The sequence below is a fragment of the Bifidobacterium sp. M3-N-101 genome (assembly GCF_023656805.1).
Taxonomy (GTDB): Bacteria; Actinomycetota; Actinomycetes; order Actinomycetales; family Bifidobacteriaceae; genus Bifidobacterium; species Bifidobacterium breve.
This window is the reverse complement of sequence record NZ_JAMOKQ010000004.1, coordinates 108,774-123,523: the sequence shown is the minus strand read 5'-3', so window position 1 is coordinate 123,523 and position 14,750 is coordinate 108,774. Positions and strand designations below refer to the sequence as shown.

Here is a 14,750-nt window from a genome sequence, read left to right as displayed (position 1 = left end):
AACACTATTTGGAGGCGAGGCCGAGCAGCCAGTCAGAGCGGGAGACGGCGGTGCCGTCGTCAGCGCAGATCACCATGACGGTATCGTCTCCAGCGATGGTGCCAAGCACGCCGTCGATGGGCTGACGGTCAATCACGGAAGCCACATATTGTGCGGCTCCGGACGGGGTATGCACCACAACGAGGTTGCGGGCAGCGGCCACCGAAGTGACCAGACCATTGAGCACACGAGCCATCTGAGCCTCGGTGCGCTCCCCCACGTCCTCAACATCGGCAACCGCCGAACCACGTCCAACCGTATAGGCCACCGTACCGTCCTTCAGCCGGGTTTTCACCGCATGCATCTCATCCAGGTCGCGGCTCAACGTGGCCTGCGTAACCGCGATGCCTTCGTCCAATAGGATTTTCGACAGCTGCGATTGTGACGTGATGACATGCGTGGCCAGCGCCTGTTCAATGGCACTGAGTCGCGCGGCCCTGGTGGCAGGGCGCTGCAGGGACGGCAGGGCTTCACTCATGCGAGCAGGCTTTCGTCGCCACGGGCCTTGCCGGTCAGCCAGGTGAGCAACGCCTTCTGCGCGTGCAGACGGTTCTCCGCTTCATCCCACACCACGGACTGCGGGCCATCAATCACCTCGGCAGTGACTTCCTTACCGCGATAGGCGGGCAGGCAGTGCTGGAATAGCGCATCCGGCTTAGCCAGAGCCATGAGCTCGGCATTGACCTGATAATCCCAGAACGGCTTGGATCGGATGGCGTATTCAGCTTCCTCACCCATCGAAACCCAGGTGTCAGTAAACACGCAATCGGCACCGGCGACGGCCTCACGAGCATCAGTGGTCACCAGAATGGAACCGCCGTTCTCAGCGGCAATGCGTTCGGCATCGGCCACGATATCCGGACGCGGCAGGTAGCCCTGAGGTCCGGCCACACGCACGTTCATACCGGCAACGGCACCGCCGAGCAGATACGAGTTGGACATGTTGTTGGCGGCATCACCGAGGTAGGCGATGGTCTGGTTCTTCAGATTGTCCACGCCGCCGCGGTGTTCGGCGATGGTCTGGAAGTCGGCAAGAATCTGGCAGGGGTGGAAGTCATCGGTCAGCGCGTTGACCACCGGGTGGGTGGAATACTTGGCCATTTCCTCCACGCGATCCTGACCAAAGGTGCGCCAGACCACGCCATAGGCCATACGGTCGAGCACACGGGCGGTATCGGCCACAGGCTCGCCACGGCCCAGCTGGGAGCCGGACTTGTCAATGACCAGCGGGTAGCCGCCAAGCTCGGCAACACCAATGGAGAAACTGGAGCGGGTACGGGTGGAAGGCTTGTCGAACAGCACGGCGACGGCCTGCGGACCGGCAAACGGCTGCTTGTAGAAACGGTTCTTGCTGAACTTGATGGCAAGCTCAAGCACCTGCTTCTGCTCCTCATGGTTGAGGTCGTCATCACGCAGCATATGGCGCAGTTCTGGGGTCATGGTGATCTCCTTATATAGGTCAGGTAAGTCAGTCGTTCGGCAGATCAGCGGGCACGTCCTTGAGAACGGCGAGCGCCTGGTCAACGTCTTCGGCGGTTACGATCAGCGGCGGTGCGAAACGCAGCGCATTGGGGGCCACCGCATTGACGATGAGCCCGTGTTCGAGGCAGTAGTTCATGACGGCGTGGGCGCAGGGATGCTTGAGCTCTACGGCATCGAGCAGGCCACGACCGCGCACGGATACGTAGAGCGGATTGCCGGTGACCATAATGCCATCGCGCAGCTGCTGGCCGCGGGCCTCGGCATTGGCAATGAGGTTATCGTCCTCAATGACACCGAGTGTGGCAAGTCCAGCCGCCGCACCCAACGGGTTGCCGGCAAAGGTTGATCCATGAGAGCCCGGAGTGAACAGGGCTGCAAGCTTCTCGCCGAAGGCAATCATGCCACCCATCGGGAATCCGCCGGCCACTCCCTTGGCAAAGGTCACCATATCCGGGGTCACGCCGCCGGAAAGATCCTCACGCTGAAATGCAAACCACTTGCCGGTACGACCGATGCCGGTCTGCACCTCATCGATGATGAGCAGCGCATGGTTGATGTCACACAGCTCACGCACGAACTTGACGTAATCGGCACCCAACGGCTGCACGCCGGCCTCACCCTGAATGAGTTCCAGAATCACCGCCGCTACCGGCCCCTTGCCATAGTGGCCAAGACCGGTCTGGGAGAACGCCTCGTACAGGGCGACCTCGTCGCCGGCGCGCACGAATTCGATGTCGGGCACCAACGGGTCGTAGGGCTTGCGGATGTTCGGCTTCCAAGTTGCGGAGAGCGCACCCATCGTACGGCCATGGAAGCCGTGCGTCATGGCAAGAATACGGGCGGGCTTACCGCCGATGGACGGCAGTGCGCCGGGCAGGGTGCGACCATACAGCTTGGCCAGCTTCAATGCCGCTTCATTACCCTCGGCACCAGAATTGCCGAAGTAGACCTTGGAACCTTCCGGGGCACCGGCCAGTTTGACCAGCTTCGCGGCGAGCTCGATCTGCGGCTCGGAAGCGAAATAATTGCTGATGTGAGCCACCTTGGCCGCCTGCTCAGACACGGCTTTCACCCACTTGGGATGGGCATAGCCCAGCGAATTGACGGCGATGCCAGCCAGGAAGTCAAGGTATTCGTTGCCATCAACGTCCCAAATATGCGCGCCCTGACCGTGATCCATAACACGCAGCGGCGTGCCGAACACGTTCATGTGTACCTGGGAGTACTCCCCCAGCCACTTGCTGTCTTCAGCGCCCAGCGTCTCGTTCTGCTCAGTGCTCATAGGAACTCCTCATTTCCATACCGCCTTCGGGCACGACCATGGTGCCGATACCGGCGGAGGTGAATATCTCGTTCAGGATCGAGTGTGGTTTACGACCGTCGATGATGTGGGCTTGGGGCACGCCACCATCGATGGCGCGCACGCATGCTTCCATCTTGGGGCGCATGCCGGATTCCAGATCGGGCAGCATGTCGCGCAGATCCTCCACGCCGATACGCCCGATAAGTGAATTCTTATCCGGCCAGTCGGCATAGAGACCGTCCACGTCGGTCAGAATGACCAGCTTGTGCGCGCCCACGGCTGCGGCAAGGGCCGCGGCCGCGGAATCGGCGTTCACATTCAGTACCTCGGTGGCGTCCTCCTCATTCGGAGCCACAGAGGAAACAACCGGAATACGACCGGCCGCGACCAAATCCTCGACCGCGGAGGCATCGACGGACACCACATCGCCGACCAGACCGACATCCGTGGGCTTGCCATTGATAATGGGCTTGCGTTGCATGGCGGAGAACAAGCCTCCATCCTCACCAGACAGACCGACCGCCATCGGGCCGTGCGCATTGATCATGCCGACCAGTTCGCGCGAGACCTTGCCGGTCAGCACCATACGCACCACGTCCATCGCTTCCGGCGTGGTGACGCGTAGGCCTCCCTTGAATTCCGACTTGATGCCGAGGGCCTTGAGCATGTGCGAGATCTGCGGGCCGCCGCCATGCACGACAATCGGATGCAAACCGACCTGACGCAGGAACACCATATCCTCGGCGAAGCACTGCTTCAAGTGATCGTCGATCATGGCATTGCCGCCATACTTGACCACGATGCGCTGGCCGGCGAATTCCTCCAGCCACGGCAGCGCCTCAATCAGCACTTCCGCCTTCTGATCGGCGCGCAAATCGGTATGCACGTCGAAATGGAACCCAGGTCCCTTCAATTCAGTAGCCATGTTCTTCTTTCCGTAACTTTGCCCCCGCTGACGGGGGCTGTCATGCTGCGCATGACTGGGGGTGGTTTGGCGAGACCACCCTCAGTCCGGTTCCACCGGACAGCGTCCTGCAATTACAGTAGGCGTTGCCTACGTTTTGTCGGTTCGCCTGTCGGCGAACACGTCGCCTACAAACGCCTCTCGGCATTTGCTTCACGGCGACATCCGCCAGCGAGAGCATGGTGGATGTCAGCTTTCGTAGTCGGCGTTGATGTGGACGTATTCGTGGGTCAGATCGTCGGTCCAGACGGTGGCCTCGGCGTTCGATCCGGTGTTGAGGTCGATGTCAATGTGGACTTCGCGCGGGATCATGTCGACTTCGCTACGGTCCCGTCCGGCACCACCGTTCTCGCAGATGCGCACGCCGTTGACGTCGACGGTCACCTTCTCGGAATCATAAGGTGCAACTTCAGGGGAAACGGTGCCTAGGGAGCTGACAATACGGCCCCAGTTCGGGTCATTGCCGGAGATCGCGCATTTCAGCAGATTCGAGGCCGCGACCGCACGGCCGCAGGCAAGGGCCGCGTCTTCGCTGGTGGCACCGGTAACGGTGATGCGAATGTCATGGGAAGCGCCTTCACCGTCGCCGATAATCTGACGGGACAGGGAGGCGCAGGCCTCGCGCACGAGCTTGTTGAACTCGTCCTTGTCGGGCTCCACGCCGGAGGCTCCGGAGGCGAGCAGCAGCACTGTGTCATTGGTGGACATGCAACCATCCACGTCGATACGGTTGAACGAATGCTCGGCGGCCACGGTAAGCGCGGCCTGCATTTGACCGGCACTGACCACGGCATCGGTAGTGATGACGCACAACATGGTGGCCAGCTGCGGGGCGATCATGCCCGACCCCTTGACCATGCCGCCGATCTTCCAGCCGTTGGAACCGGTCAGTTCGACGGTCTTGGCCTTGGTGTCGGTGGTCATAATGGCATGTGAGGCGTCCGCCCCGGCCTCGGCGGTGCTGGCAAGAGCAGCATAAGCGGCTTTGGCACCGGCCAAAACGTTATCCAAGGGCAACAGCTCGCCGATCAGACCAGTGGAGCACACAGCAACATCCTCTGCTTGTGCGCCGACGAGTTCGGCGACCGCCTCGGCGGTGGACACGGACTGTTGATATCCCGCCTCACCGGTGCAGGCGTTGGCACCGCCGGAGTTGAGAATCACGGCTTTGGCGTGGCCGTCCGCCACGGCTTTGCGGCTCCACTGCACAGGGGCTGCACAGAATCGGTTCGACGTGAACACGCCGGCCACCGCATCAAGCGGGCCGTTGTTGACCACGAGAGCGAGATCCTTCTTGCCCTCAACCGATGAAATGCCCGCCACCACGCCGGCAGCGGAGAATCCTTGCGCGAATGTGACGCTCACGGTGCTACTCCGATCTTGGTCAGGCCTGCATCTTCCGGCAGGCCAAGTGCGATATTCAATGATTGGACCGCTTGTCCGGCGGTACCACGGTTGAGGTTGTCGATGGCGGCGAAGGCATAAATGCGCCCGGACTTGCGGTCGGTGACAACCTGCAGGTGAGCGGCGTTGGAACCGATGATGTTGCCGGTGGCGGGCAATGTGCCCTCAGGCAGCAGCACCATGAAGTCCTGGCCTTCGTAGGCTTTTGCCCATACGTCTCGGATTGCTTCGTCACTCATCGCCTTGGCCTTGTCGGTCATGCGAGCCGACACGGTGGCGAGAATGCCTCGGGACATGGGCGCCAGTATCGGGGTGAAGCCAAGCGTGAACTTGCCGGCATCAGCTGCGGTCTCACCGGCCGCATGGGCGAAATTCTGCAGGATTTCAGGAATATGACGGTGCGTGCCGCCCACCGAGTACGGCAGCGCGGATTGCAATGCCTCGGCGGCCAACAGGTTGGTGCGTTTGAGGTTCTTGCCTGCGCCGGAGTAGCCGACGACCAAATTAGCCACGATGTCCTTCGGCTCGACCAACCCTTCCGCTATGCCGGGTTGCAGAGCCAGAGTCGTGGCAGTCACATTGCAGCCAGGGCCCGCAATTCGCTTGGCACCAGGCAGCGCCTCACGTTGACGGGTGTATGCGCCATCGGCAGTCTTGCCGGTGATGAGCTCAGGCATGCCGTAAGTCCAGTGCTCGTAGAAATCGCCGCCATAGAATTCATCCCATGCGGCCTGTTCTTCGAGACGATGATCGGCACCGAGATCCACGACCACGGCATCCGGGTCGAGCTGGGATGCGAGCTTGCCGGAAGCGCCATGAGGCAAGGCAAGGATAATGACATCGTGACCGTTGAGCACCTCAGGCGTGGTGTCTTCAACAACAAGATTGGCCAGTTGCGGAATATGCGGCATATGCTTGGCCATCGATTCCCCCACGGAGGAATGGCCTGCCACACATGTGATTGCAAAGTCGGGGTGTGCAGCAAGAATGCGCAGCGCCTCGCCGCCGGCATAGCCTGTAGCACCGGCTACGGCCACTGTATATTTCGCCATACTCATCTCTTTTCCGCTGACGTACTTCGCATGAGTATACGCGATTATGCAGACTATTGCATAGTTATACAGCGGGTGTGTTGCAGCAACTTAGTCCTATGCAGAGATGGAATCAGATGAGGGACCAGTGCCGCTGCCGGTGAACTGCTGAAGGATGTCCTGATACAGAGTCATGGCATCATAGCCATTCAATGCCATCCAAATAACCGCAAGGGTGTAGAACACGTTGATGACCACGGCTGCAAGAGCCAGGCCAAAGCCCTTCATATGGAACGTGCGCGTCCGCCACATCGCCACGCCGCCCATCAGAGCGGAGAGCACCGGTACGGGAAAGAACATGGCGAGCACGAAGGAAATGATTGCATAGGAATCCCAATGCCCGTACAGCGGATTCTGATTGGGGTCATTGAGATCGATACCGTTGTAGTAGTGAGGCTGCTGGGACTGGCCATTCGGCTGGCTGCTGCCAAACCGGGAGCCCGGCCCGTACTGGGGTCCAAACGGGTTGCCCTGTTGGGACTGCCCATACTGCTGATTGCCGCCGAACGAATTGCCGGAAGAAGCGGGCCGTCCATTGTTCGGCTGCCCGGCTCCGACTCCGTTGTTATCAGCAGCGGAGCCGTTATTGGCATCGGGTTCGGGAGCGCCATAAATGTACGGGTTGTAGTTTGGCCCGTATTGGCCCGACATCGCACCATATGCGGGCTTCTGGTATTGCCCGTATTCCGGTGTGTTATGTTCCGGTTCACTCATGGCGCTCCTCATGCTTTCGTACAGTGATCAGGCACGCAGCTGGGCGCCAAGATCGGCAGCCTTGGCCACGATAGCCTGGCGAATGGCGTCGCTGTCATCGGCGGACAAGGTCTTGTCCGGAGAACGGAACACCACAGCGTAGGCCAGGGACTTCTTGCCCTCACCCACCTGCTCGCCGGTAAACACGTCGAACAATTCGATGGACTCGAGGTTGGCACCAGCCGCCTCACGAATCACTGCTTCCAGCTGATCGGCAGTCACCGACGCATCCACGGTAAAGGCCAAATCCTGCTTGACTGGCGGGAAGCTGGAAATCGGCTTGGCCTGCACCGGCTTGCCGGTCAGGGTGCCGAACAGCGCGGTAAGGTTCAGCTCAAACGCCGCGGAATGCGCCGGGAAGCCAAGTGCCTCGTTGACGCGCGGATGCAGTTCGCCGACCCAACCGGTGAACACGTCGCCCACCATGACGCGGGCAGCACGGCCCGGATGCCACTGTGCAGGCACATCTTCGGCCGCAGGCTGATCAAGCACGATCTTCGCACCGATGCGATCCGCAAGACGATGCACGGCTTCAACGGCGTCCGACCAATCGACCGGACGCTTGCCGCCCAGCCAGCCATCGTCTTCAGCCAGACCGGTCAGGATGCCGGCCACGTGGTCGGGCTGATCCGGCAGACCGGCGTCCAGCGCTGCCAGCTGCTCATCGGTCGGGCGCACGCCACCGGGCAGAGCCGGGATTGCGGGCGCGTTCGGATCCCACAGATAGACATGGCCGAGTTCATACAGGGACACGTTTTCGATGCCTCGGCGAATATTGCGCTGCACGGTGGTGGCCAAGGTCGGCAGAATGTCACGACGCAGGTACGGGCGATCGCCGTAGAGCGGGTTGGCGATCTCGACGCTGACCTTCTTGGTGGCTTCAGGATCGAAGCCGAAAGCGCGGTAATCGTCGTCGCCGACGAACGGGTAGCTCAGCGCCTCGACCATGCCGTATTCGGCCAGCTCGTCCGCCACGCGACGGCGGCGAGTCTGATCCGGGGTCAGGCCCACAAGGCCCTCGACCGGTGCAGGCGGCACGGTGACCGGAATCTGGTCGTAGCCAACCAGTCGGGCGATTTCCTCGACCAGATCACACGGTTCACCCAGATCTGGACGCCAGCTCGGCGCGGTGACGGAGAATTCGCCGTTGCCGCCGCCGGCCACAACGCAGCCGATGTCGGTGAGAATGTCGGAGATGCGGTTGATGTCCACATCGAGACCGGCCACACGGGCCACTTCGGAAGCCTTGAAGTGAATGACCTTCGGACGCGGCGTGTTATCCACATCGTTCGGATGCTCGCTGGGCTCGCCGTTACCGTACTTGGTCATGAGCTCGGCGGCCATCTGAGCCGCAGCAGGCTGCAGCTCGGTGTCGACGCCACGCTCGAAACGACGAGATGCTTCAGACGGAATCTTGTGGCGACGAGCGGAACGGGCGATGGTCACCTGATCGAAGTGCGCGGCCTCCAGCAGGATGTTCTTAGTGTCGGCGGTCACCTCGCCGTACAGTCCACCCATCACACCGGCAAGGCCGAGGATACGCGAGCCGCGTTCGCCATTCGGCGAATCAGTGATGAGCAAATCTTCAGTGCTCAGGTCATGTTCCTTGCCGTCCAGCGTGGTGAGCTTCTCACCCTCGTTAGCACGACGCACAACGATTGGGCCCTCGAGCTTATCGAGGTCGTAGGCGTGCATCGGCTGACCGAGATCGAGCATCACGTAGTTGGTCACGTCCACGGCCAGCGAGATGGAGCGCATGCCAGCACGAATCAGGCGGCGACGCATCCAGCTGGGCGTGTGGGCGTTGGGGTCGAAGCCCTTGACGACGCGAGCGTAGTAACGATCGCAACCGGGAACGCCATGAATCGGGTTGTTGTCATCAATCTCAATGTCGATGTCCACCGGAGTGCCGGGCTGGTAATCAGCAGGCTCCGGAGCCTTCTCGTTCAGCGCGATGGCCGGATCGGTGTAGGCGGCACCGGTGGAGTGATGGTACTCGCGGGCAACGCCACGGTAAGACAGCGTGTAGCCACGGTCCGGGGTGATGTTGATCTCGAGCAGCGGCTGGTCGAGATGTAGCAGGTGCATGGCGTCCTGGCCGGGCTTCAGAGCTTCGTATTCGGCCTCGGAGAAGCCGTACTCACGTAGCAGGATGATGCCGTTGTGGTTGTCGCCAAGACCCAGTTCACGCTCGGATGCGCACATGCCGTTGGAGATATGGCCGTAGGTCTTGCGCGGCTCAATCTTGAAGTCGCCGGGCAGCACGGCGCCAGGCAGGGTGACGACGACCTTCTCGCCGGCCTTCATATTGGGTGCGCCGCAGATGATGCCACGCGGCACCTTGTTGCCGTTCTCGTCGGTCTCGTTCCATTCGTCGCCGCAGTCCACGTGGCACCAGTTGATGACCTTGCCGTTCTTCTGCGGTTCGGGAGTGGCGTCCACCACATAGCCGACCACGATCGGGCCGGTCACCTGGGAGGAGTGAATCTCCTCTTCTTCAAGGCCCACCTTGACGAGGTCCTTGGCAAGCTGTTCATAGGTCAGGCCTTCGGGGACCTCGACGTGGTCCTTGAGCCAATCGATATCGATCATAGGCATGGGTAATTCACTCCCCCATCACAAACTGTTCGGCGAAACGCACGTCGCCTTCAACCAAATCATGCATATCGTTGATGTCGCTGCGCAGCAGAAGCGTACGCTCCATGCCCACGCCGAACGCGAAGCCGGTGTAGACCTCCGGGTCGATGCCCGCGGACTTCAGCACGTTCGGATTCACCATGCCGCAGCCACCCCATTCGAGCCAGCCGGGGCCGCCCTTCTTATCGGGGAACCACAGGTCGAGCTCGGCGCTCGGCTCGGTGAACGGGAAGTAGCTCGGACGCAGTCGGGTCTTGGCCTCGGGACCGAACATGGCGACGGCGAGCTTGTCCAGCACGCCTTTCAGGTCAGCCATGGTCAGGTGCTTGTCGACGGCGAGGGCCTCGCACTGGTGGAACACCGGAGTGTGGGTGGCGTCCAGCTCATCGGTACGGAACACGCGGCCCGGGCTGGCGATGTACAGAGGCACGCCGCGGGTCAGCAGGGCGCGAACCTGATCGGAGGAAGTCTGGGTACGCACCACCATGTTGGAGCCGACGAAGCCGGCAGCGTCCTTGGCCTGGTTGCCCTTGACGTAGAACGTGTCTTGCATCTGGCGGGCCGGGTGATCCGGGCCGAAGTTCAGGGAATCGAAGTTGTACCATTCCGCTTCGATTTCCGGGCCGGAGGAAATCTGCCAGCCCATGGAGATGAAGAAGTCCTCGACGTCTTCCATCAACTTGGCCAGCGGATGACGGGCGCCCAAAGGCTTACGGTTCACAGGCAGCGTCATGTCCACGGTTTCGGCGGCAAGGGCGGCCTGTTCGGCAGCTTCCTTGAGTTCCTTCTCCTTGGGGCCAAAGGCGCGTCCGAAATCGGCGCGTAGCTTGCCCATCAGCTTGCCGGCTTCCTTCTTCTGATCGGCCGGCAGGGATCCGATGGCCTTGCTGGCCTGGGCCATCGCCGAATCGGCGCCTGCGTACTGTGTTTTGATGGCCTTGAGTTCCTCCAGGTTGGAGGCGTGCTGGATCTTCTCGATGCCCTCGGCGACCGCTGCGGTCACCTGGTCGGCGTCGAACACCATTTGTTCTGCCACGAGAACCCTTTCGTCTGATGATTTCTCAGCATTTCTAGCGTTTTTACCGATTTCACATTCTTTCAATATGACCCGACATAGCCAGCGACATCAGCATCACCGCAGCCGAAGTACCGAGGTTCAGCGATTCGGCCTTTCCATAGAGCGGAATGGAGACGATGCGGCCACATCGTTCGAGGATTTCGGGTTCCAATCCACGCGCCTCATTGCCGAACAGCACAGCCTGAGACATGCTTACCGCTGCCTTGTCCGCCAATACCGCGGGCAGGCTTTCCGGCTTGCGTTTCTCGGTACCGTATACGTCAGCGGCCCACACGTCCACATGATGGTCGGAAGTCCAATCGAAGAATTCGTCCGTACGCATGGTGAGCACTGGTAGGTGGAACAAGGATCCTGCAGTGGAGCGGATGACCTTGGGATTGAGCACATCCACGCAATCATCCACGAATATGACGGCATCGCAGCCTGCGGCATCAGCCGCGCGGATTACCGTACCCGCATTGCCCGGATCGCGCACCTGCCAGAATGCGGCAATCCGCGGAGCAAAATCTGCGGTATCCAAGGCGAGGTCATCGACACCCGACTGCATGGCCTGCGTATTGCCCACCGCCAGAATGCCTTGGGCATCCGCACTGATACGACGAATCACATCGCCAGTGCACTGATGAACATAAATGGTGGCATCCTGTGACGCTTCGACGATTCTCTCCAGCGTGGAGGAAACGATGCGCGGATGATCCAGCGCTTGTGCGACTTCCACATACAAATCCTGCACCACGTCGGGCCGCCAGGTGACGGCTTCTCGCACGGACTGAGGGCCTTCGATAAGGAAACGGCCCGAACGTTCCCGGCCTTTGACGCGGGCCAAATCGGCGATACGGCGCACACGGTCGGACTTCGGATTATCAAGAATCTTAGGCGTGATGGGCATGGTCACTACCCTACTGCCGGGTCATTACGTTGTCTTTCAGACACCCTGAAAAGCGAAGTGCCAATTCCCAGTACCAACGGCGACTCCTAGGGAGATCAGCGGAACGGCGAGACAGATGACGTAGAAGAGCCAGTCAATGGGCTTCAGGCGGGAGATACGCGCTTGCGAGCGCGGGGCATTGGAGCCGAAGCCGCGTGCTTCCATGGCAGTGGCGAGCTTGGTGGCACGGCGAATGGAGAGCACCAGCAGGCCGAATGCCTGGGAAAGCGCACGCGCTATGGCGTTACCGTCACCGAGGCCGCGCGAGCGCTGGGACAGACCGAGTGCTCGCCAGTCCTCCTGCAACAAGGTGAACATGCGCAGACCAGCCAAGCCACCATATACGAATCGCGGCGAGAAATGCAGGATCTCCACCAGTCCGTCAGCCAGATCGGTGGGGTCAAGTCCCAACGCCAGAATCACGCCCGGCACGGCGATCGCCGCCACCCTGATGGCAGTAGCGATGGCGAGATATATGGATCCTTCACTGATGACAATCCAGCCGCTTTGCCACAGAATCTCGCCTGAAGTACGTCCATAGAGGAACACGGAGATGAAGCTGCCCGCTGCCGCAACCCACACCGGCCAGGTCTTGCGGCATACGGTCCAAGGCGCCACGCCGCCAATCCACAGCAGCACGAATTCGATGCCGAGCGCCACCGACGCGGATACCACGTCCAGACTGATAAACATCGGAATGCACAGTAGCAACGCGCCGATAATGCGACTGACCGCGTTGATACGTGCCACGAACCAGGAAGGCGAAGAGGCTCTGACGGGTTCCACGCGCGCCTCCTGCGCACTGACCGTCACCACATCGCTTATTGCGACAGTGACCGCCGCACTTGCCGGCTGCGCCGCGGCGTTCCCGGACACCGTATCCTCAGAGGCTCCGGCACCGGCATCATCAGTAACGAATCGAATCACGTCGCTCATGCCCGTGTCTCCTCGAACATCACCCGTCGCGCACCCAGCGCATCAACCAGCGCCTCATCGTGCGTCACCATGATCACGCATGATCCCTGATCGCGAATCGCGGCAATCAGCTTCACCATTTCGGTCCAAGTACTGAAATCCTGCCCGAATGTCGGCTCATCCATCACCAGCACCTTGGGAGCGGCGGCTAGCATAGACGCCACAGACAGGCGCCTCTTTTCTCCGCCGGACAACGTGTACGGATTCGCCTTGGCAAAGCGGGTGAGATTCATCTGCTCGAGCATACGATCCGCGGTCTGGTTAGCTTCGTCTTCACTGTGTCCCATCGATTTGGGTCCGATGGCCACCTCATCGCGTACGAAGTTAGACGCGAATTGATGTTCGGGCTCCTGGAACACCATGCCGATACGGCCCAGCAGTTCCTTGCTTTTCCAGTTGATGGGTTCTTGACCGGCGTGCGGCGGTTTCAGACTATCCGCAATCAGCACTTTGCCATCAATCGGCTTCAGCAGACCCGCCAAGGTCAGTGCCATGGTTGATTTGCCCGCACCATTCGGCCCCATCAGTGCCGTAACTTCGCCGGCGTGGAAATCCAGATTGATGCCGGTACCCAGCGCCGTGCCGCGCCCAAAGCTGAGGTTCTCGGTACTGAGCACCGTTTCTCCGCGGGTTTCATCGTCGGGACGACAATCGGGAATCGCACGTCCCGGCACCCACGCGCCGCCGGCGGCCAGAACGTCGCCCATCTGCGCAAATACCTCATCGGGCTTGCCGTCCGCGATAACCGCTCCAGCCGGAGAATCGGCATCGGGTCGACCGAGCACGATCACGCGGTCCACCAAATCAAGCCATACGTCGATATGGTGTTCGACCACCACCATGGTCTGGCCGGTGGTCTCGATGACCTTTTTGACCGCATCATGCACTTCGACCACGCCTTCGGGATCGAGGTTGGCGGTCGGTTCGTCCAGCAACAACAGACCGGGCTTCATGGCCAGTACGCCGGCCAGAGCGAGCCGCTGCCGTTGTCCGCCGGACAAATGACGGGTGGAGCGGCCCAGTTCGAGTCCTCCGAGACCGACCATATCCAGCGATTCGCGCACACGCTGCCAGATTTCCTCACGTGGCACGTTGAGGTTTTCGCAGCCGAACGCCGCGTCATCGCCCAGTCGTTCAAGAATGATCTGCGAGTCCGGGTCCTGAAGCACCAGTCCCACGCGGCCTCGCGCCTCGCGCGCGTCAACACCGTCGATGGTGAGCGAGCCTTCCTGCTCGCCTTCCTCATCGCCGCCCAGCACACCCGCGAGACCGGCCATCATTGTGCTTTTGCCCGCGCCTGAAGCACCGAGCAAGAGCACACGTTCACCTGGCCGGATGGTGAAATCGACGGCACGCAACGCGAAATCCTTGCGCGTGGCGTGCCGCCAGCCCCAGCCGCTAGCCTCTACCGCAGCCGGATCGACCTGCATCAGACGCGTGCCTTGCTGCGTCCGGATTCAAAACGTTCAAGCGCGCCAGTGGCGGCGAGCGCACGGGACAGGTACCAGACCACGACGCCGGCAATCACGATGCCGGAGATGATGGAACCCACCAGGTACCAGGTGACACGCATGGCGTTCCAGCCCGGGTTGGTGGCCCAGTAGTAGGCCCAGCAGCCAACGCCGGCAAGCGCACCGGAAAGGATGGTGGTGCCGAGGTTCCACTTCTTCCAAGCGAAAACGGCGAAGCCGATCTCGGCGCCCAGACCCTGGATGATGCCGACGATCAGCGAGCCGCCGACGCCCCACTGGTTGCCCAGCGTGAGCTCAAGGAAAGCGGCGAGAGTTTCGGCGAACAGGGCGGCGCCGGGCTTACGCACGATGATGGCGGCAAGCGGGCCGGCGAACAGCCAGAATCCATTGAGCAGACCTTCAAAACCGGGGGTCACGCCTTCGAACAAAGTCAGTGGGGCGGTGCAAACGATGTCCCAGCCCCAGAAGATGACGCCGGATGCAACGGCGAGAATAGCGGCGACGACGATATCGACAACGCGCCACTTGTAATTAGCCTTGGCCACAGCTTCAGCCATGATGTGCCTTTCTTCTCTTCTCACGCAAACCACAGCAGCTTGCACGATTGGTTCAGGCACGGGTAAA

General features: G+C 61.0%; 13 protein-coding genes. All 13 read right to left on the bottom strand.

Translation table 11 applies throughout. From position 1 onward, the window contains the following. Window positions 1–4 precede the first annotated feature (4 nt). Window positions 5–517 (bottom strand): arginine repressor, encoded by a 513-nt coding sequence (argR, locus tag NBH12_RS04160; RefSeq protein WP_003828799.1) that lies wholly within the window; start codon window positions 515–517, stop codon window positions 5–7. Beyond that, entirely contained in the window at window positions 514–1,479 is a 966-nt protein-coding gene (gene argF, locus NBH12_RS04155) for an ornithine carbamoyltransferase (RefSeq protein WP_014483932.1), read from the bottom strand. The genes argR and argF overlap by 4 nt, the downstream gene beginning before the upstream one ends. A gap of 28 nt (window positions 1,480–1,507) precedes the next feature. Further along, the gene (locus tag NBH12_RS04150; protein ID WP_003831249.1) at window positions 1,508–2,803 is read right to left on the bottom strand and encodes an acetylornithine transaminase; all 1,296 of its coding nucleotides are present in this window, start codon (window positions 2,801–2,803) and stop codon (window positions 1,508–1,510) included. Next, entirely contained in the window at window positions 2,793–3,749 is a 957-nt protein-coding gene (gene argB, locus NBH12_RS04145; protein WP_003831250.1) for an acetylglutamate kinase, read from the bottom strand. The genes NBH12_RS04150 and argB overlap by 11 nt, the downstream gene beginning before the upstream one ends. Before the next feature lie 228 nt (window positions 3,750–3,977). Beyond that, the gene (gene argJ, locus NBH12_RS04140; RefSeq protein ID WP_003831251.1) at window positions 3,978–5,153 is read right to left on the bottom strand and encodes a bifunctional glutamate N-acetyltransferase/amino-acid acetyltransferase ArgJ; all 1,176 of its coding nucleotides are present in this window, start codon (window positions 5,151–5,153) and stop codon (window positions 3,978–3,980) included. Continuing rightward, complete coding sequence (gene argC, locus NBH12_RS04135; protein ID WP_032739109.1) at window positions 5,150–6,244, bottom strand: N-acetyl-gamma-glutamyl-phosphate reductase; 1,095 nt, start codon at window positions 6,242–6,244, stop codon at window positions 5,150–5,152. The genes argJ and argC overlap by 4 nt, the downstream gene beginning before the upstream one ends. A 96-nt stretch (window positions 6,245–6,340) precedes the next feature. Continuing rightward, the gene (locus NBH12_RS04130; RefSeq protein ID WP_032739110.1) at window positions 6,341–6,997 is read right to left on the bottom strand and encodes a hypothetical protein; all 657 of its coding nucleotides are present in this window, start codon (window positions 6,995–6,997) and stop codon (window positions 6,341–6,343) included. Window positions 6,998–7,024: 27 nt separating this feature from the next. Beyond that, the gene (pheT, locus tag NBH12_RS04125) at window positions 7,025–9,634 is read right to left on the bottom strand and encodes a phenylalanine--tRNA ligase subunit beta (RefSeq protein ID WP_003831254.1); all 2,610 of its coding nucleotides are present in this window, start codon (window positions 9,632–9,634) and stop codon (window positions 7,025–7,027) included. 7 nt (window positions 9,635–9,641) lie between these two features. Continuing rightward, window positions 9,642–10,709, bottom strand: coding sequence for a phenylalanine--tRNA ligase subunit alpha (gene pheS, locus NBH12_RS04120; protein WP_065464806.1), 1,068 nt, complete (start codon window positions 10,707–10,709; stop codon window positions 9,642–9,644). Between the two features lie 52 nt (window positions 10,710–10,761). Continuing rightward, the gene (locus NBH12_RS04115) at window positions 10,762–11,640 is read right to left on the bottom strand and encodes a TrmH family RNA methyltransferase (RefSeq protein WP_250819201.1); all 879 of its coding nucleotides are present in this window, start codon (window positions 11,638–11,640) and stop codon (window positions 10,762–10,764) included. Between the two features lie 36 nt (window positions 11,641–11,676). Next, window positions 11,677–12,504 (bottom strand): energy-coupling factor transporter transmembrane component T family protein, encoded by an 828-nt coding sequence (locus tag NBH12_RS04110; protein WP_250819221.1) that lies wholly within the window; start codon window positions 12,502–12,504, stop codon window positions 11,677–11,679. A gap of 107 nt (window positions 12,505–12,611) precedes the next feature. Beyond that, window positions 12,612–14,084 carry an ABC transporter ATP-binding protein gene (locus tag NBH12_RS04105; protein ID WP_060618640.1) on the bottom strand — a complete coding sequence of 491 codons (1,473 nt, stop codon included), beginning with the start codon at window positions 14,082–14,084 and terminating at the stop codon, window positions 12,612–12,614. Further along, a complete protein-coding gene (locus NBH12_RS04100; protein WP_014483940.1) occupies window positions 14,084–14,683 on the bottom strand; it encodes an ECF transporter S component in 600 nt (199 codons plus the stop codon). The genes NBH12_RS04105 and NBH12_RS04100 overlap by 1 nt, the downstream gene beginning before the upstream one ends. Window positions 14,684–14,750 lie beyond the last annotated feature (67 nt).